16 protein-coding genes are annotated in these 16,245 nt (G+C 70.1%); 7 read left to right on the top strand and 9 right to left on the bottom strand.

What is annotated here, in order from left to right; genetic code table 11:
- Nucleotides 1–8 precede the first annotated feature (8 nt).
- Nucleotides 9–2,042, top strand: a complete 2,034-nt coding sequence (locus tag M1M07_RS14820) for a fructose-specific PTS transporter subunit EIIC (protein ID WP_248674747.1) — start codon at nt 9–11, stop codon at nt 2,040–2,042.
- Between the two features lie 54 nt (nt 2,043–2,096).
- Nucleotides 2,097–2,354 (top strand): HPr family phosphocarrier protein, encoded by a 258-nt coding sequence (locus M1M07_RS14815; RefSeq protein ID WP_197254677.1) that lies wholly within the window; start codon nt 2,097–2,099, stop codon nt 2,352–2,354.
- Nucleotides 2,355–2,361: 7 nt separating this feature from the next.
- On the opposite strand, the gene M1M07_RS14810 is transcribed toward M1M07_RS14815, so the two are convergent.
- From M1M07_RS14810 to M1M07_RS14790, 5 genes are all read right to left on the bottom strand, one after another.
- Nucleotides 2,362–3,444, bottom strand: coding sequence for a hypothetical protein (locus M1M07_RS14810; protein WP_248674746.1), 1,083 nt, complete (start codon nt 3,442–3,444; stop codon nt 2,362–2,364).
- 11 nt (nt 3,445–3,455) lie between these two features.
- Nucleotides 3,456–4,907, bottom strand: coding sequence for a GTPase HflX (hflX, locus tag M1M07_RS14805; RefSeq protein WP_197254721.1), 1,452 nt, complete (start codon nt 4,905–4,907; stop codon nt 3,456–3,458).
- 112 nt (nt 4,908–5,019) lie between these two features.
- Entirely contained in the window at nt 5,020–5,886 is an 867-nt protein-coding gene (gene dapF, locus M1M07_RS14800) for a diaminopimelate epimerase (protein ID WP_197254679.1), read from the bottom strand.
- Between the two features lie 5 nt (nt 5,887–5,891).
- Nucleotides 5,892–6,818, bottom strand: a complete 927-nt coding sequence (gene miaA, locus M1M07_RS14795) for a tRNA (adenosine(37)-N6)-dimethylallyltransferase MiaA (protein ID WP_197254681.1) — start codon at nt 6,816–6,818, stop codon at nt 5,892–5,894.
- The gene (locus M1M07_RS14790) at nt 6,815–7,528 is read right to left on the bottom strand and encodes a hypothetical protein (RefSeq protein WP_197254689.1); all 714 of its coding nucleotides are present in this window, start codon (nt 7,526–7,528) and stop codon (nt 6,815–6,817) included. The genes miaA and M1M07_RS14790 overlap by 4 nt, the downstream gene beginning before the upstream one ends.
- 151 nt (nt 7,529–7,679) lie before the next feature.
- On the opposite strand from M1M07_RS14790, the gene M1M07_RS14785 reads away from it, so the two are divergent.
- The gene (locus tag M1M07_RS14785) at nt 7,680–9,068 is read left to right on the top strand and encodes a DUF349 domain-containing protein (RefSeq protein WP_197254691.1); all 1,389 of its coding nucleotides are present in this window, start codon (nt 7,680–7,682) and stop codon (nt 9,066–9,068) included.
- 103 nt (nt 9,069–9,171) lie between these two features.
- Here M1M07_RS14785 and M1M07_RS14780 read toward each other — a convergent pair whose 3' ends face one another.
- Nucleotides 9,172–9,777, bottom strand: a complete 606-nt coding sequence (locus M1M07_RS14780) for a hypothetical protein (RefSeq protein ID WP_197254693.1) — start codon at nt 9,775–9,777, stop codon at nt 9,172–9,174.
- Nucleotides 9,774–11,312: a tRNA (N6-isopentenyl adenosine(37)-C2)-methylthiotransferase MiaB gene (gene miaB / locus M1M07_RS14775; RefSeq protein ID WP_248674745.1), complete on the bottom strand. Its 1,539-nt coding sequence runs from the start codon at nt 11,310–11,312 to the stop codon at nt 9,774–9,776. Before miaB ends, M1M07_RS14780 begins: the two co-directional genes overlap by 4 nt.
- Before the next feature lie 193 nt (nt 11,313–11,505).
- Between miaB and gluA the strand changes: the two genes are divergently transcribed.
- From gluA to M1M07_RS14755, 4 genes are all read left to right on the top strand, one after another.
- On the top strand, nt 11,506–12,234 hold the full coding sequence (gene gluA / locus M1M07_RS14770; RefSeq protein WP_248674766.1) for a glutamate ABC transporter ATP-binding protein GluA: 729 nt from the start codon (nt 11,506–11,508) through the stop codon (nt 12,232–12,234).
- Between the two features lie 32 nt (nt 12,235–12,266).
- Nucleotides 12,267–13,100 carry a glutamate ABC transporter substrate-binding protein gene (locus M1M07_RS14765; protein WP_197254695.1) on the top strand — a complete coding sequence of 278 codons (834 nt, stop codon included), beginning with the start codon at nt 12,267–12,269 and terminating at the stop codon, nt 13,098–13,100.
- A 113-nt stretch (nt 13,101–13,213) separates the two neighbouring features.
- Nucleotides 13,214–13,894: an amino acid ABC transporter permease gene (locus M1M07_RS14760; RefSeq protein ID WP_197254697.1), complete on the top strand. Its 681-nt coding sequence runs from the start codon at nt 13,214–13,216 to the stop codon at nt 13,892–13,894.
- Entirely contained in the window at nt 13,891–14,799 is a 909-nt protein-coding gene (locus tag M1M07_RS14755) for an amino acid ABC transporter permease (RefSeq protein WP_248674744.1), read from the top strand. The genes M1M07_RS14760 and M1M07_RS14755 overlap by 4 nt, the downstream gene beginning before the upstream one ends.
- 30 nt (nt 14,800–14,829) lie before the next feature.
- On the opposite strand, the gene recX is transcribed toward M1M07_RS14755, so the two are convergent.
- The gene (gene recX / locus M1M07_RS14750) at nt 14,830–15,438 is read right to left on the bottom strand and encodes a recombination regulator RecX (RefSeq protein WP_248674743.1); all 609 of its coding nucleotides are present in this window, start codon (nt 15,436–15,438) and stop codon (nt 14,830–14,832) included.
- A gap of 10 nt (nt 15,439–15,448) precedes the next feature.
- A complete protein-coding gene (locus M1M07_RS14745; protein ID WP_248674742.1) occupies nt 15,449–16,198 on the bottom strand; it encodes a GDSL-type esterase/lipase family protein in 750 nt (249 codons plus the stop codon).
- Between the last annotated feature and the right edge of the window lie 47 nt (nt 16,199–16,245).

Genomic DNA, 16,245 nt, shown 5'->3' with positions numbered 1-16,245 from the left:
GACCTGTCATGCCAGATACCGCACCCGCGATCATCGCCGCGGATCTCATCACGCTCGACGCCGATCTCGGCACCGACAAGGCCGCGGTGATCACCGCACTGGCCCAGCGGCTCACCGGAGCGGGCCGCGCCTCCGACGCCGACGCACTCGCGGCCGCCGCCCTGGCCCGGGAGGACAAGTCGGCGACCGGTCTTCCCGGAGGCCTGGCTATCCCGCACTGCCGGTCCGAGGCGGTCACCGCGGCGTCGCTCGGATTCGCGCGGCTGGCCCCGAAGGTCGACTTCGGTGCCCCCGACGGCCCCGCCGACCTCGTGTTCCTGATCGCCGCACCCGAAGGGGCCGGCGCCGAACACATGAAACTGCTGTCGTCGCTGGCCCGCGCGCTGGTCCGCCCCGAGTTCGTCGCGTCGCTGCGCGGCGCCGCCACCGAGGCGGACGTCATCGCCCTCGTCGAGGGCGTGTTGCCGCCACCACCCCAGCCGGCGCCGGAACCTGTGTCGGAACCCCGGCCGGAACCCGAAGCGGAGGCGGTGTCCTCCGACGCGGCCCCCACCGAACGCACGATCGTCGCGATCACCGCGTGCCCCACCGGCATCGCCCACACCTACATGGCCGCCGACGCCCTCACCGCAGCCGGGCAGCGCGCGGGCGTCACCGTCCGCGTCGAGACCCAGGGCTCGGCCGGCAGCACTCCCCTGCCGTCCGCGGCGATCGCCGCCGCGGACGCGGTCATCTTCGCGACCGACGTCGGCGTCAAGGGCCGCGAGCGCTTCGCCGGTAAGCCCGTGGTCGCGTCCGGCGTCAAGCGTGCGATCAACGAGCCCGACGCGATGATCGCCGAAGCGGTCCGTGCCGCAGCCGACCCGTCCACCGCGACCGTCGAGGCCGGTTCCGCTCCCGCGGATGCGGAGGAGACCCGGGGCGGCGAACTCGGCTGGGGCACCCGCATCCGGCAGATCCTGCTCACCGGCGTGAGCTACATGATCCCGTTCGTCGCGGCGGGTGGTCTGCTCATCGCGCTGGGATTCCTGCTCGGCGGGTACGACATCTCCGATTCGGCCGCCGATATCGTAGTGAACAACACCCTGTGGGACCTGCCGGCCGGCGGAGTCGCCACCTATCTCGGCGCGGTGCTGTTCCAGCTCGGGTCGCTGGCGTTCTCGTTCCTGGTGCCCGCCCTCGCCGGGTACATCGCCTTCGCGATCGCCGACCGCCCCGGCCTGGCACCCGGATTCACCGCCGGCGCGGTCGCGGTCTTCGTCGGCGCCGGGTTCATCGGCGGTCTCGTCGGCGGCATCATCGCCGGTTTCGCGGCCCTGTGGGTGGGACGGATCCCGCTACCGGTGTGGGCGCGCGGGCTCAAGCCCGTCGTGATCATCCCGCTGCTCGCCACGCTCATCGTCGGGGCGCTGATGTTCCTGGTGCTGGGCCGGCCGCTGGCCGCGATCACGACCGGGCTCACCGACTGGCTCAACGGCCTGTCCGGCGGCTCCGCCGTGATCCTCGGTGTGATCCTCGGCCTGATGATGTGCTTCGATCTCGGCGGCCCGGTCAACAAGGCCGCGTACGCGTTCGCGGTCGCCGGTTTGGCCGTCGACAACCACGCGTCGCTGCAGATCATGGCCGCGGTCATGGCCGCCGGCATGGTGCCGCCGCTGGCGATGGCGCTGTCCTCGACGCTGCGGCCGAAGCTCTACAGCACCGCGGAACGCGAGAACGGCAAGGCCGCATGGCTGCTCGGTGCGTCGTTCATCTCCGAAGGCGCTATCCCGTTCGCCGCGGCCGATCCGTTCCGCGTGATCCCGTCGATGATGGTCGGCGGCGCCGTGACCGGCGCGATCGTGATGGCGACCGATGTCACGCTCACTGCTCCGCACGGCGGCGTGTTCGTCATCTTCGCGATGGACCGGGTCCTGTGGTTCTTCGCCGCCCTCGCCGCCGGAACGATCGTCGGCGCCCTGTGCGTCACGCTCGCCAAGGAACTGAAGCGCCCAGCTCACCTGACCACGCCTGCTCCGGCACCGCAGCCGGTCGCCGCCTGACCCAGCCAACCCCGACTCGGCCCAACCCCGACTCGACCGATCGAAGGAGATCCCATGTCCAGCACCACCGTCACCGTCGGCTCGTCCATCGGCCTGCACGCCCGTCCCGCCGGGATCATCGCGGAGGCCGTCGTCGCGGCCGGTGTTCCCGTCACCCTCGCGGTCGACGGCGGCGAACCCGTCGACGCGGGCTCCGCGCTGATGATCATGACGCTCGGCGCCACCCAGGGAACGGCCGTCACCGTCAGCTGCGACGACGACGCCGTACTGGCGAAGATCGCGGAACTCGTGGTCGCCGACCTCGACGCCTGACCGGATGTCAGCGGCGCGAGGCCGGCCGGCCGCGAGCCGGTCGGCGTCGGCGGCGCCACCACCAGCCCGCCGCGGCCGCGAGAACCACCGCCGCGCCGGCTGCCGCGGCGGCTTCGGCGACCGCGACACTGCTCGTGCCGGACTCGGCGGTTTCCGGCGCCGCAAAGAGGCCGGTCACCCCGCGCCACACCCGGATCTGCGGCAGCGGACCGCCGTTCGACTCGGACGCCGTGAGCAGATCACCGTCCGGGGTGAACGCGACCGCTTCCCCCTGCGGCTCACCGGCGACCGGGATGCGCAGTTGCGGGCCCCCGGCCAGCGCCGCCACGAGGTCACCGTCCGGGGCATGGAACAGATACACGTCGGTGTAGGTGCGCACGGCCGCGACCGTGCCGTCGGCGCTGACCGCACCGCCGGTGATCAGGGTCGACGATCCGCCGGCGAGCGGTCCTCCAGGGGTGTCGGTGGGTCCGAGCCGGAGCACACCGACTTCCTCGAGCGGATTCGGGCCGGGCGACGCGAGATCCGTGAGGGTCTTCCCGTCCGCCGGCCGGTAGACGGTGCTCGCACCGAACAAGGCCTTCGACACGAACAAGGGCACGCCGTCGCGACCGATGAGCAGGGTCTCACCATCGCGGGCGCCGCTCGGGTAGGTCATCCGGTACAGGTCACCGGCACCGGTGGCGGGGTCGAGGGAGATCAGCGCGACGGTCTCCCGGCGTGCTGTGTTGTCGCCGGTGTCGGACAGCCAGAGCCGCCGATCCGGTCCGGCCGCAAGATCTTCCACGTCGTACGGGTCGACCGGTGCAGGGATGCGGCGCACGACCGAGCAGTCGTCACCGAGTTCGACGACCGACTCGTCCGCCCCCGCATCGGGTACCGCGAACAGGCGGCCGTCGAGCATCGCGAGTCCGGAAAGTTCCGCGAGTCCGGCGTCCGACGGGATGCACAACACCCCCTCCTGCACGTCCGCGATCGGCACGTCCTGCGCCTGGGCGCTCGCCGGTGCCGGTGCGGCGAGCACCGCGAGCACGATCGTCCCCGTGAGCGCCGCGAGCAGAACCGTCACCGCGACCGGCGCGGCCCCCACCCCCGTCCGCACTAGGCGGCGTACTCGACCAAGGCCGAGGCCAGTGCCTTCGGTACGCGGGCGTGGACGCGCGTGCCGTCCTCGCCGTGCGCGGATTCGAGGATCTGCCCGTCCGTGTGGATGCGGGCCAGCAGGTCTCCGCGCGTGTACGGCAGCATCACCTGGACCTCGACGTCCGGATCCTCGAGCAGTCCGGCGACCCGGTCGCGCAGCTCGTCGAGACCTTCGCCGGTGCGTGCCGACACGAAGATCGCGTCCGGAAGCAGCCCGCGCAGCTGCATCAGCATCACCGGATCGGCGGCGTCGATCTTGTTGACGACGATCAGTTCCGGCGGCGCGGGCGCATCGGATTCGCGCAGCACCTCGGTGACGACCTCGCGGACCGCCTTGATCTGCTCGGTAGGCATCGGGTCGGATCCGTCGACGACGTGCATCAGCAGATCCGCGTCCGCGACTTCCTCGAGGGTGGAACGGAACGCCTCGACGAGCTGGGTCGGCAGGTGCCGCACGAATCCGACGGTGTCGGTCAGCACGAACTCGCGCCCGTCCGGCAGCGCTGCGCGCCGGGTGGTCGGATCGAGGGTCGCGAACAAGGCGTTCTGCACCAGAACCCCGGAGCCGGTCAGCGCATTGAGCAGGCTCGACTTGCCGGCGTTGGTGTATCCGACGATCGCCACCGACGGAATGCGGTTGCGCAGCCGGCGGGTCCGCTTGGTGTCGCGGGCCGCCTTCATCGCCTTGATCTCGCGGCGCAGCTTCGCCATGCGTTCGCGGATGCGACGGCGATCGGTTTCGATCTTCGTCTCACCGGGGCCGCGCAGACCGACGCCGCCGTTGCTGCCGGCACGGCCACCGGCCTGCCGGGACATCGATTCACCCCAGCCGCGCAGTCGCGGCAGCATGTACTCCATCTGGGCGAGCGAGACCTGCGCCTTGCCTTCCCGGGAGGTGGCGTGCTGGGCGAAGATGTCGAGGATCAGGGCGGTCCGGTCGATGACCTTGACCTTGACGACCTTCTCCAGTGCGGTGAGCTGGGCCGGGGTGAGTTCACCGTCGCAGATGACGGTGTCGGCGCCGGTCGCGAGGACGACCTGCCGCAGCTCGTCGGCCTTGCCGGAGCCGATGTAGGTCGCGGCGTCGGGCTTGTCGCGACGCTGGATGAGGCCCTCGAGAACCTCGGAACCCGCGGTTTCCGCGAGTGCGGCGAGCTCGGCGAGACTCGCCTCGGCCTGGGCGGCGGTTCCGCCGGTCCACACGCCGACGAGCACCACTCGCTCCAGGCGGAGCTGGCGGTACTCGACTTCGGTGATGTCTTCGAGTTCGGTGGACAGACCGGCGACGCGGCGCAGTGCACTGCGATCCTCGAGCTGCATCTCTCCGACCGACGGGTCGTCGGTGGTCCATCCGTCGTATTCGGTGCGGTCCTCGGTCACGGACTCCCCGTTGCGCGGTGTCTTCGTCATACGCTGTGTGTTCGTCATACAAGATCCATGGTCCCACGCCACCGGAGTCCGTGCATTCGAGTTTTTCCCGGCATCGCGGACACGCCGGGATCCGGGGCGGACCCGCCGGATCTCAGGACAGGGCCGCCCACCAGGAATCGGCGATGGTTCCGGTCGCGACCAGCACGGACGGGCCGCGCAGGGACGCGCGCGAGTCCTCGATCCGCACCTCCACAGTGCCGCCGGGGATCCGCACCTGGACGCGGCCGGAGTCGGCGCCGTCGAAGCGCAGCGCGGCCATCGCCGCGGCGACGGTCCCGGTGCCGCACGACCGGGTCTCCCCCACGCCCCGCTCGTGGACGCGCATCTCGACCGCGCCCGAGGTGATGGGGGTGAGGAACTCGATGTTGACGCCGTGCGGGAAGAAGCCCGGATCGTAACCGGGCGCGGACAGGTCGAGCGCGGCCAGGCCGGTGCCCGCCAACTGCGGGTCGACGCATGCCAGGTGCGGATTGCCGACGTCGATGCCCAGACCCTTGTACACGCGGCCCTCGACGGTCGCGGCGGACTCTCCCAGCTCGCGGACGACACCCATGTCGACGGTGACCTCGCCGTCGACCGGGCCGGCCGCATGCACCTGCACGGGCTTGCCCCCGGCCCTGCTGCCGACCACGAAGTCGGTGCGGCTCTCCAGACCCTGGGCGCACAGGTAGTGCGCGAAGACCCGGACGCCGTTGCCGCACATCTCGGCGATCGAACCGTCGCCGTTGCGGTAGTCCATGAACCAGTCGTCGGCGCCGGTACCGTCGGGCAGTTCCGCGAGCACGCCGCGCTCGACGAGCGCCCCGGCCCGAGCGACCCGCAGAATGCCGTCGGCGCCGAGACCGCGGCGACGGTCGCACAGGGCGGCGACCCGCTCCGGCGCGAGGTCCAGCCGGGCGTCCGGATCGGGAAGAATCACGAAATCGTTCTCGGTGCCGTGCCCTTTGCTGAACTCCATGCCGGTCAGCTTATCGAGCCGCTCGTCGCGCCCACGACGCGCAGGGCCGCGGCCGTCAGGTCCGGGTCGGCGCCGTCGAGCCAGTGGACCCGTGGATCGCGGCGGAACCAGGATCGCTGCCGGCGGACGTACCGGCGAGTGCCGATGAAAGTGCGCTCGCGGGCATGCTCGAGGTCGCAGTCGCCGTCGAGGTACTCGAGCACCTGGGCGTAGCCGATGGCATGTTTCGCGGTCACCCCGTCGCGCAGCCCGTGGTCGAGCAGTCCGCGTACCTCGTCGACGAGTCCGCGCTCGAACATCAGGTCGGTGCGCCGCGCGATGCGCTCGTCGAGTTCGGTGGTCTCGCGGTCCACCCCGAGGATCACCGTGCCCCAGCGGGGCTCCCCCCGCTGCGGTTGCGATGCCGCGAACGGCCGGCCGGTCAGCTCGACCACCTCGAGCGCCCGCACCATGCGGCGCCCGTCGGTCGGCAGGATCGTCGCGGCCGCGACCGGGTCGGCCTGCTGCAGCGCGGCGTGCACGGCGGCGAGACCGCCCTCGGCGAGCACCGCCTCCCACTTCGCGCGGACCTGCGGGTCCGTCGCCGGGAACGCCCAGTCGTCGAGCAGGGCCTGCACGTACATCATCGAGCCGCCCACGATGATGGGGACGGCTCCGCGCGCACGGATCGCCTCGATGTCCGCGGTGGCGGCCTCCTGGTAGCGGGCGACGGTGGCGGTGTCGACCACGTCGAGCACGTCGAGCTGGTGGTGCGGAATGCTCCGGCGTTCGGCGACGGTCAGCTTCGCGGTACCGATGTCCATACCCCGGTACTGCTGCATGGCATCGATGTTGACGATCTCGCCGCCGAGCGCGCACGCCAGGTCCAGGCCCAGGTCGGATTTGCCGGTGGCGGTCGGGCCGACGACGGCGACGGGAACGGTCGCGCTCACGGTCGCCACGTCCCGACGTGATAGCCGACCCCGTACGGCGCGCCGCGGTAGACGATCTTCACCGCACTCGGTGCCGTGGTGAACGCACCGGCGAGAACCTGCCAGGCGGCGCGTCCGTCGAGGACGATCCCGGCGCACAGGTCCGGGTCGAGCGCGGCCAGCGCCGACGGATCCCCGGCGGCGAGTGCGGCAGCGAGGTCGGTTTCGACGGCCTCGGCACGCGCGTCGAACGCACCCGGTGCCTTGGCGGTCAGGGTCGCGGCCCCGTCGGCGATCACCAGCAGCCCACGGCGTTTGTCACCCTCGTCCAGCTCGGCCCGCAGCCGCTGCCCGAGCCCGGTGCACTCGTCCCGGCCCGCGTCGACGGGCACGACGTGGACCTCCGCGCGCACACCGGGGGCCGCCCGGCCGCGCAGCCATCCGGCGATCAGCGCGGGCAACGCCAGTTCCGGATCGGCCTCACCGGTCGCGTCGGGGCCGAGGCCCACACGGACGTCGGCGCCGTAGCCGCGGAACGTGCCGGATGCCGTCGCCGCGATCCGTTCGACGGCCCGGCCGGTCCCGACGACGACCCAGTCGGTGCAGTCGCCGATCTCGGAGACAGCGGCGAGCGCGGCGCTGCGCAGCTCGTCGGTCTCGTTCGCGGCAAGGCCGTTCAGCTCGGGCACGAGGAGGGGCGGGGACGGCACGAATACCGCAGCGGTCAGCACACGAGCCACGGTAGTCGACCGGACCGGGCGCCCCGCGAGGGCGCGACCTGTTTCAATAGTGGGCGGACGTCGTCGCGGGTGACCCCGCGGCGGACCTACGGATGAGCCATGCGACCAGGCAGCCGTGCCGCGCGGCAGAGATGAGGACCCGATGACCGACCCCAACGCACAGGACACGAGCGCAACTCGAGAATCCGGTGCCGTGCCGGCACCCGCGGCCCCGAAGCCGGCGCCCACGCCCGGTGCGCCGCGTCCCGGCGCGGAGCACACCCCGAAACCGCATCCGGTGCCCTCGCACGTGCATGCGGCGGCCCCGGCGGTGCCCGCGAGCGACCCGAGTCTGTTCGGCCGGGTGGACGAGGACGGCACCGCATGGGTGGTGACCTCCGCAGGCGAGCGGTGCATCGGTTCGTGGCAGGCCGGTGACGCGGCCGAGGGTCTCGCGCACTTCGGGCGCCGCTTCGACGATCTTGCGACCGAGGTCGCGATCCTCGAGTCCCGGCTCGCGTCGGGTTCCGGCGACGCGAAGAAGACGCGAGCCGCCGCGGAAGCGCTGGCGGAGTCGCTGCCGACCGCCGCGGTGATCGGCGACCTCGACGGGCTGGCCGCGCGTCTTGCGGCGATCGTCGCGGACTCGGAGAAGGCCGCGACGGCCGCCAAGCACGAGAAGGAGCACCAGCGGGCGGAGAACACGGCCCGCAAGGAGGCGCTCGCTGCGGAAGCGGAGAAGATCGGCGCCGAGTCCACCCAGTGGAAGGCCGCCGGCGACCGGTTGCGGGAGATCCTCGAGGAGTGGAAGACCATCCGGGGCGTGGACCGCAAGGTCGACGACGCGCTGTGGCGGCGCTACTCGAAGGCCCGCGAGGCGTTCAACCGCCGCCGCGGTGCGCATTTCGCCGAACTCGACCGTGAACGAGCCGCCGCGAAAGCCCGCAAGGAGGAACTCGTCGCGCGCGCCGAAGCGCTGCAAGATTCCACCGATTGGGGTGCGACCGCCGCGGCGTTCCGGGATCTGCTCACCGAGTGGAAGGCGGCCGGGCGGGCGCCCCGCGAGGCGGACGACCAGCTGTGGAAGCGTTTCAAGGGTGCGCAGGACGTGTTCTTCGCCGCCCGCAACGCCGCGAGCGCCGAGCGGGACGCGGAGTTCGAGGAGAACGCGCGGGCGAAGGAAGCGCTGCTCGCCGCCGCCTCGATCGATCCGTCCGGCGACATCGACGTCGCCCGCGCGCAGCTGCGGGAACTGCAGGACAAGTGGGAGCAGATCGGCAAGGTTCCGCGCGAGCGGATGCACGATCTCGAGTCCCGCCTGCGGGCGATCGAGAAGCGGGTGCACGAGGCCGCCGAGTCCGAATGGCGCCGCACCGACCCCGAAGCCCTGGCTCGCGCCGCGCAGTTCCGGGAGCGGGTGCGTCAGTTCGAGGAGCAGGCCGCGAAGGCGACCGCGGCCGGACGCGCGAAGGACGCGGAGAAGGCACTCGCGCAGGCGCAGCAGTGGCGCGAATGGGCCGACGCGGCCGAGGGTGCCATCGGCGAACGCTGACCGCAGTCACAGACAGAGAAACCCCGCATCACCGGAGACGGTGACGCGGGGTTTTCTGTCCTGATGCCGGAGGCTGTGAGCCGGAGGCCGAAGGGCGGGGTCGTTACGGGTTGTCGTCGGTGCCGAACAGTCCCTTGCGTTCCTCCTCGGCCCTGCGCTCCTCCTCGGCGGCGGCCCGGCGAAGCTCCGCTTCCGCCGCGAGCTGCAGCGAGGTGCGCGCCCACACGACCCGCGTCCAGTGGAAGGTCAGCAGCATGACCGCGAACCATCCGAGGACGAGGCCGATGCCCGGCCCGGAGGCCGTCGACTCGACGGGCAGCGTCTGCCGGGTCCAGATCGACAGCATGCCGAAGACGATGGAGACGGCGGATCCGGCCAGGGCCAGCCACGCGAGCACCCACTTGCGGGTGAGCAACGCCAGGATCGAGCACACCCCGCCGAAGACCAATGCCAGCCACACGAAGATGCGTGACGGCAGCGCGATGTCCTCGGCGACGGCGTCCTGCCCGAACGACAGGATCTCCCAGCCGTTGGCGGCTCCGGCGTGCGGCAGGCTGAAGGAGCCGAGCAGGAGCAGAACGCCGACGGCGACGACGACCGCCCGCGCGCCGGGATCGATCTCGCTCGCGATCTTGCGTTCGGCCTGTTCGAGGTCCCCGAGGACCTCGTCCATCGGGTCGTCCGCGCCGTCGTCGTGTGCGGCGCTCATGCGTCACATCCCATCTGTGTCGGAAGGGGTTCGGGAACCCCGATCTTCGGCAGTCCCAGTCCCACGCCGATCGGCGGGGTCTTGGGCATACGTCCTTGTTCGAAGTGGTCACCCGCCCGGGTGCGGCGGTGCGTCAGGATCGGGGTGTCGGCGACCAGGTGGTGCGGGGCCGCATCGCTGACGACGATCGTGACGATGTCGCCGGGACGCACCGCACCGTCGATGTTCCCCTCGGGGCGGAAGTGCACCAACCGGCCGTCGCGGGCGCGGCCGCTCATGCGGGCGGTCTCGGCGTCCTTGCGGCCTTCCCCGGCGGCCACCAGCAACTCGACCTCGGTGCCGACGAGCTTGCGGTTCTCCTCGAGGGTGATCCGTTCCTGCAGCGCGATCAGCCGTTCGTAGCGTTCCTGCACGACCGCCTTGGGAAGCTGGCCGTCCATCTCCGCGGCCGGGGTACCCGGACGCTTCGAGTACTGGAAGGTGAAGGCACTGGTGAAACGGGCCTTTTCCACCACGTCGAGGGTTTCCTGGAAGTCCTCTTCGGTTTCGCCCGGGAATCCGACGATGATGTCGGTGGTGATCGCCGCGTGCGGCATCGCGGCGCGCACCCGTTCGATGATCCCGAGGAACTTCTCCTTGCGGTACGAGCGCCGCATCGCGCGCAGGATGCGGTCGCTGCCGGACTGCAGCGGCATGTGCAGCTGGGGGCACACGTTGGGAGTCTGCGCCATGGCGTCGATCACGTCGTCGGTGAACTCCGCCGGATGGGGCGACGTGAACCGGACGCGCTCGAGACCCTCGATCTGCCCGCACGCGCGCAGCAGCGAAGCGAAGGCGCCGCGGTCGCGGGGCTGGTCCGGATCGGCGAAGGAGCGGCCGTACGAGTTCACGTTCTGGCCGAGCAGCGTCACCTCGAGCACGCCCTCGTCGACGAGTGCCTGGACCTCGGCCAGGATGTCGCCGGGCCGCCGGTCGACCTCCTTGCCGCGCAGCGACGGCACGATGCAGAAGGTGCACGTGTTGTTGCAGCCGACGGAGATCGATACCCACCCGGCGTAGGCGGACTCGCGCTTGGCCGGCAGGGTCGACGGGAACGCATCGAGCGACTCGAGGATCTCCACTTCGGCCTTGCGGTTGTGCCGCGCGCGGTCGAGCAGCGCCGGCAGGTTGCCGATGTTGTGGGTGCCGAACACCACATCGACCCAGGGCGCCTTCTTCACGACGATGTCGCGGTCCTTCTGGGCGAGGCAGCCGCCGACCGCGATCTGCATGTTCGGGTTCTCGTCCTTGACCGGACGCAGATGGCTCAGGTTGCCGTACAGCTTGTTGTCGGCGTTCTCCCGCACCGCACAGGTGTTGAAGACGACCAGGTCGGGCGAGCCGCCCGGGGCGACCTTCGCGAAGCCCGCCTCCTCCAGCAGACCGGACAGTCGCTCCGAATCGTGCACGTTCATCTGGCAGCCGTACGTGCGAACTTCGTACGTTCGGGCGCCGGCCGGGGAGTCGGAGATGGTTTCATCGTCGATCAATGACACGTCTCAGGGTAGCTCAGGCCCAGAACCGCGCCGTATCTGCCCTGGTCGGGCCGCAGCCCGCACCCGTGTCGCAAAAGTTCCGTTTCCTGCCGCGCGTCGTGCCTCAAAATCCGGTCCTGCGTGCCTGCCACCGCATAGGGTCCTGGACATGGCACCAGAGGCTGTCGATATGGAGAAGACCTCCACGCCGTCGATGATCTCGATGGCGAACGTGAACAAATATTTCGGGTCCCTGCACGTGCTGCAGAACATCGATCTGGAGATCCCGCGCGGCCAGGTGGTGATCGTGCTGGGGCCGTCGGGTTCCGGCAAGTCCACCCTGTGCCGCACCATCAACCGGCTCGAACCGATCGATTCCGGGCGGATCGAGGTCGACGGCAAGGTCCTGCCCGCGGAGGGCAAGGCACTCGCCGCCCTGCGTGCCGACGTGGGCATGGTGTTCCAGTCGTTCAACCTGTTCGCCCACAAGACGATCCTCGACAACGTCATGCTCGCGCCGCTGAAGGTCCGCAAGAAGAAGAAGGACGAGGCGAAGAAGGATGCGCTCGCGCTGCTCGAGCGGGTCGGTATCGCCAATCAGGCCGAGAAGTATCCGGCCCAGCTGTCCGGCGGCCAGCAGCAGCGCGTCGCCATCGCCCGCGCCCTGGCGATGAACCCCAAGGTGATGCTGTTCGACGAGCCCACCTCCGCGCTGGACCCCGAGATGGTCCAGGAGGTGCTCGACGTGATGACCTCCCTCGCGAAGGACGGCATGACGATGCTCGTCGTCACCCACGAGATGGGTTTCGCCCGCAAGGCCGGCGACCGCGTGCTGTTCATGGCGGACGGGCAGATCGTCGAGGACACCGACCCGAACACCTTCTTCACCGCCCCGAAGTCCGATCGCGCGAAGGACTTCCTCGGCAAGATCCTCAGCCACTGACCCGTCAGCCCCGATCACTGGAGGTAGTCCGAATGAAACTGTCCCGCACCGTCCGCCTGGGCCTCGGCGCGCTCGCCGTTGCGCTCGCCGCCACCGCGTGTGGCGGCGAGGAGCAGCGCAGCGCCCTCGAGTCCGCCCAGGCCGGGAATCTCACGATCGGCATCAAGTTCGACCAGCCGGGGCTCGGACTGCGCAACCCGGACGGCACCTTCAGCGGTTTCGACGTGGAGGTCGCCAAGTACGTCGCCGGTCAGCTCGGTGTCTCGGAGGAGAACATCACGTTCAAGGAGGCACCGTCCGCGCAGCGCGAGACGCTCATCCAGAACGGTGAGGTCGACTACATCGTCGCGACGTACTCGATCACCGATGCTCGCAAGGAGAAGGTCGACTTCGCCGGGCCGTACATGGTCACAGGGCAGTCGCTGCTCGTGCGGGCGGACAACACGGACATCACCGGACCCGAATCGCTCAACGGCGGCAAGAAGCTGTGCTCGGTTGCGGGCTCGACCCCGGCGCAGAACGTGAAGGACAAGTACGCGCAGGACGTGCAGCTGCAGGAATTCGACACGTACTCGGCCTGCGTCGAGGCGCTGCGCAACGGCGCGGTCGATGCGCTGACCACCGATGCGATCATCCTCGCCGGCTACGCGGCGCAGTCCCCGGGTGAGTTCAAGGTGGTCGGTGAACCGTTCACCACCGAGAACTACGGGATCGGTCTCGCCAAGGGCGACGAGGAGTCGCGGGCCCGCATCAACGACGCGATCCAGTCGATGCTCGATTCCGGAGCGTGGGAGGCTGCGTTCCAGTCCACGGTCGGCGCCTCCGGCCTACCGGTTCCGGAGCAGCCGACCATCGATCGTTACTGATCCGGTCGCGGCCGGACGATCACAGCCCGTTCGGGGCGGATCGTCCGGCCCGCGTCGCAGCTCGGGTGCGAGCTCGTCGCACAGTCTCGTCCATCGAATCCTGGAGTCCACCAGTGGATCTGTTGAACAAGTACGGCAGTCAACTGCTCGAGGCGTTCTGGACCACGATCCAGCTCACCGTTCTGTCCGCGATCGCCGCCCTGATTCTCGGCACGATTCTCGCCGCGATGCGGGTCTCCCCCATCCCGGTCGCGCGGGCGGTCGGAGCCGCGTACGTGACGATCTTCCGCAACACGCCGCTGACGCTGATCATCCTGTTCTGCCTGTTCGGCCTCTCGCAGACCCTGGGTGTCGCGCTCGCACCGACCGATTCACCGACCTTCTTGGTGGACAACAACTTCCGGCTCGCAGTTCTCGGCCTCAGCGTCTACACGGCGGCATTCGTCTGTGAATCACTGCGGTCCGGCATCAACACCGTCCACGTCGGGCAGTCGGAGGCGGGCCGCTCGCTGGGCCTGACGTTCGCGCAGAATCTGCGGCTGATCGTCCTACCCCAGGCGTTCCGCGCCGTCATCGCTCCGCTCGGCAGTGTGCTGATCGCCCTGACGAAGAACTCGACGATCGCCTCCGTGATCGGTGTGGCCGAGGCCTCGCTCCTGATGAAGTCGATGATCGAGACCGAAGCCGCGATCTTCCTCGTCGGTGGGATCTTCGCGCTCGGCTTCGTGATTCTCACCCTTCCCATGGGCCTGCTGTTCGGCTGGCTCGGAAAGCGTTACGAGGTGGCCCGATGAGCGCCCGCGCAACCGTCCTCTACGACGCGCCCGGCCCGCGGGCCCGCGCGACCTACCACGCGATCTCCGCGCTCGTCGTCGTCCTGCTCGTCGCTGCCGGGTACGTGGTGTACCGCGCCCTGGACAGCAAGGGGCAGCTGACCGCGGCCAAATGGGATCCGTTCCTCGAGTCGACGTCGTGGACGACCTATCTGCTGCCCGGTATCCGCGGCACCCTGATCGCCGCCGCGCTCTCCATCGTGTTCGCGCTGATTCTCGGGTTCGTGCTCGGCATCGGCCGGTTGTCCGATCATCGCTCGGTGCGCCTCGTGAGCGGCACCATCGTCGAACTGTTCCGGGCGGTGCCGGTGCTGATCCTGATGATCTTCCTGTACCAGATCTTCGCCGAATACCGGGTGTTCAAATCGTCCTATCTCGCGCTCGCCGCGGTGGTCACGGGCCTGACCCTGTACAACGGCTCGGTGATCGCGGAGCTGGTGCGCGCCGGCATCCGGTCCCTGCCACGCGGGCAGACCGAGGCGGCGAGCGCCCTGGGTATGCGAAAGAACCAGGTCATGCGCCTGATCCTGCTGCCGCAGGCCGTCACGGTGATGCTGCCGGCGATCATCTCGCAGATGGTGGTGGCACTGAAGGATTCGGCGCTCGGCTATCTGATCGGTTACGTCGAAGTGGTGCGGTCCGGTCAGCAGCTCGGCGCGGCCTTCGGCAACTATCTGCCGTCGCTGCTGGTGGTCGCCGCGATCATGATCGTGCTGAACAGTTCGCTGACGGTACTGGCCACCCGGGTCGAGAAGCAGCTGCGGGCCGGTCGCCGCAAGAAGGGCGCCGTGACACCCGAAGAGCCGCAAACCATCCCGGTGATGGCGGTTCCCGGCATGGACATCACCGGCGAGCAGAAACCGTGACGCGACCCGCGCGGCGGTGACCGGACCGCGTCAGACGTCCGCGAGACCGTCGGTGCCGGAGCCGAACTCGGCGAGTTCACTGCGCACCACGTCGAACGCCATACCCTGGGAATAGCCTCGTCGCGCCAGCATGCCGACCAGCCGGCGCACGAGTTTGTCCCGCTCGGCGGCGATCTCGCGTCGATCACCCTCGGTCGGCAGCGGCGGCTGGGTGCGCAGCTTCTTGCGTACGAGCTCGACGGCGCGCTCGCGTTCGTCGTCGCTGTCGATCTGGTCCAGCGCCTCCGCGGCATCCTGATGCCCGATTCCTTTGCGCCGCAGTTCGAGTGCGATCGCGCGTTTGCCCTTGCCGGCGTACAGGTGCCGGGACCGGACCCACTGCTGCGCGAAGTCCGCGTCGTCGACCAGGCCCACCGCGGCGAGCCGGTCCAGGGTGCGCTCGGCGATCTCGGCCGTGAACCCCTTCTCCGCGAGCTTCGTGGCCAGTTCGGCACGGCTGCGTGCCCGGTCCGTCAGCAGGCGCAGGCACACGTCCTTGGCCTGCGCCTCCGTGCCTCCTCCGGGTTCCGGGCGCGGACGTCGACGGCCCCGCCCGGATGAGGGGGCCGAGTGCGGGTCCGGAGTCGTGGGATCGTCCATGTCCGGCACGTTAGCGGGCCCCACCGACAGCGGCGGCCGAGCGGATCCACGTGATCCACGCCCCCTGTACGACGTCGGCGAGGTCGCGGTATCCCTGCGCGGACGGGTGCGCGCCGTCCCCCGCAGCCGCTTCCCGTATCCACGCGGTGTCGCCGTGAAGGTGCTCGAAGACCGGGCAGTACGGCACGTTCCGCTCGGCACACACCTCGGCGAACAGCCCGTCGAGGCGCCGGGTGCGTGCATTCTGCTGCTCGTCGGCAACCGGTGGCGGACCGACGACGAACACCGGCCAGCCACACGCGCGGGCGTCGTCGAGGATCGCGGTGAGGTTGGTCACCGAATCCGCGGGCGGCACCCGCGTCGAATCCTCTTGCTGCGCCGGGTCGTCCAGCAACGTCGTGTCGTTGACACCGAACGAGAGGACGAGGCGATTGTCGCACCCGTCCGGGAAGCGACGGCGGGCCTCGTCGAGCCAGCGGGCCCGGACATCGGCGGTCGTGTCGCGGCGGACCCCGAGGTTGTAGACGGTGACATCGACGTCGCCGAGCGCCGGCCGGGTGACATCGACGTCGCCGAGCGCCGGCCGGGTGACATCGACGTCGCCGAGCGCCGGCCGGGTGACATCGACGTCGCCGAGCGCCGGCCGAGCGCACTCGGCGAGCAGACCCGCCCAACCGCGGTGCGCGGGATCACCGACTCCCGCGACGAACGAATCACCGAAGAAACACAATCGAATCGGCCGCACGGTCATGGCGGCCATGATGCCAGGGTGGCGGGCCCGGTCGTCGACCGTGCCCGCCCCCCGCC

Source organism: Rhodococcus sp. HM1 (assembly GCF_023218075.1).
GTDB lineage: Bacteria > Actinomycetota > Actinomycetes > Mycobacteriales > Mycobacteriaceae > Rhodococcus.
Note: the sequence above shows the minus strand (reverse complement) of the source record. Positions and strands in the feature narration are given on the sequence as shown.

Excerpts from the sequence above, each read along its gene's own strand:
- M1M07_RS14820 (WP_248674747.1), top strand. The coding sequence starts at position 9 with ATGCCAGATACCGCACCCGCGATCATCGCCGCGGATCTCATCACGCTC.
- M1M07_RS14815 (WP_197254677.1), top strand. The coding sequence starts at position 2,097 with ATGTCCAGCACCACCGTCACCGTCGGCTCGTCCATCGGCCTGCACGCC.
- hflX (WP_197254721.1), bottom strand. The coding sequence starts at position 4,907 with ATGACGAAGACACCGCGCAACGGGGAGTCCGTGACCGAGGACCGCACC.
- dapF (WP_197254679.1), bottom strand. The coding sequence starts at position 5,886 with ATGGAGTTCAGCAAAGGGCACGGCACCGAGAACGATTTCGTGATTCTT.
- M1M07_RS14785 (WP_197254691.1), top strand. The coding sequence starts at position 7,680 with ATGACCGACCCCAACGCACAGGACACGAGCGCAACTCGAGAATCCGGT.
- M1M07_RS14780 (WP_197254693.1), bottom strand. The coding sequence starts at position 9,777 with ATGAGCGCCGCACACGACGACGGCGCGGACGACCCGATGGACGAGGTC.
- gluA (WP_248674766.1), top strand. The coding sequence starts at position 11,506 with ATGATCTCGATGGCGAACGTGAACAAATATTTCGGGTCCCTGCACGTG.
- M1M07_RS14765 (WP_197254695.1), top strand. The coding sequence starts at position 12,267 with ATGAAACTGTCCCGCACCGTCCGCCTGGGCCTCGGCGCGCTCGCCGTT.
- M1M07_RS14755 (WP_248674744.1), top strand. The coding sequence starts at position 13,891 with ATGAGCGCCCGCGCAACCGTCCTCTACGACGCGCCCGGCCCGCGGGCC.
- recX (WP_248674743.1), bottom strand. The coding sequence starts at position 15,438 with ATGGACGATCCCACGACTCCGGACCCGCACTCGGCCCCCTCATCCGGG.
- M1M07_RS14745 (WP_248674742.1), bottom strand. The coding sequence starts at position 16,198 with ATGGCCGCCATGACCGTGCGGCCGATTCGATTGTGTTTCTTCGGTGAT.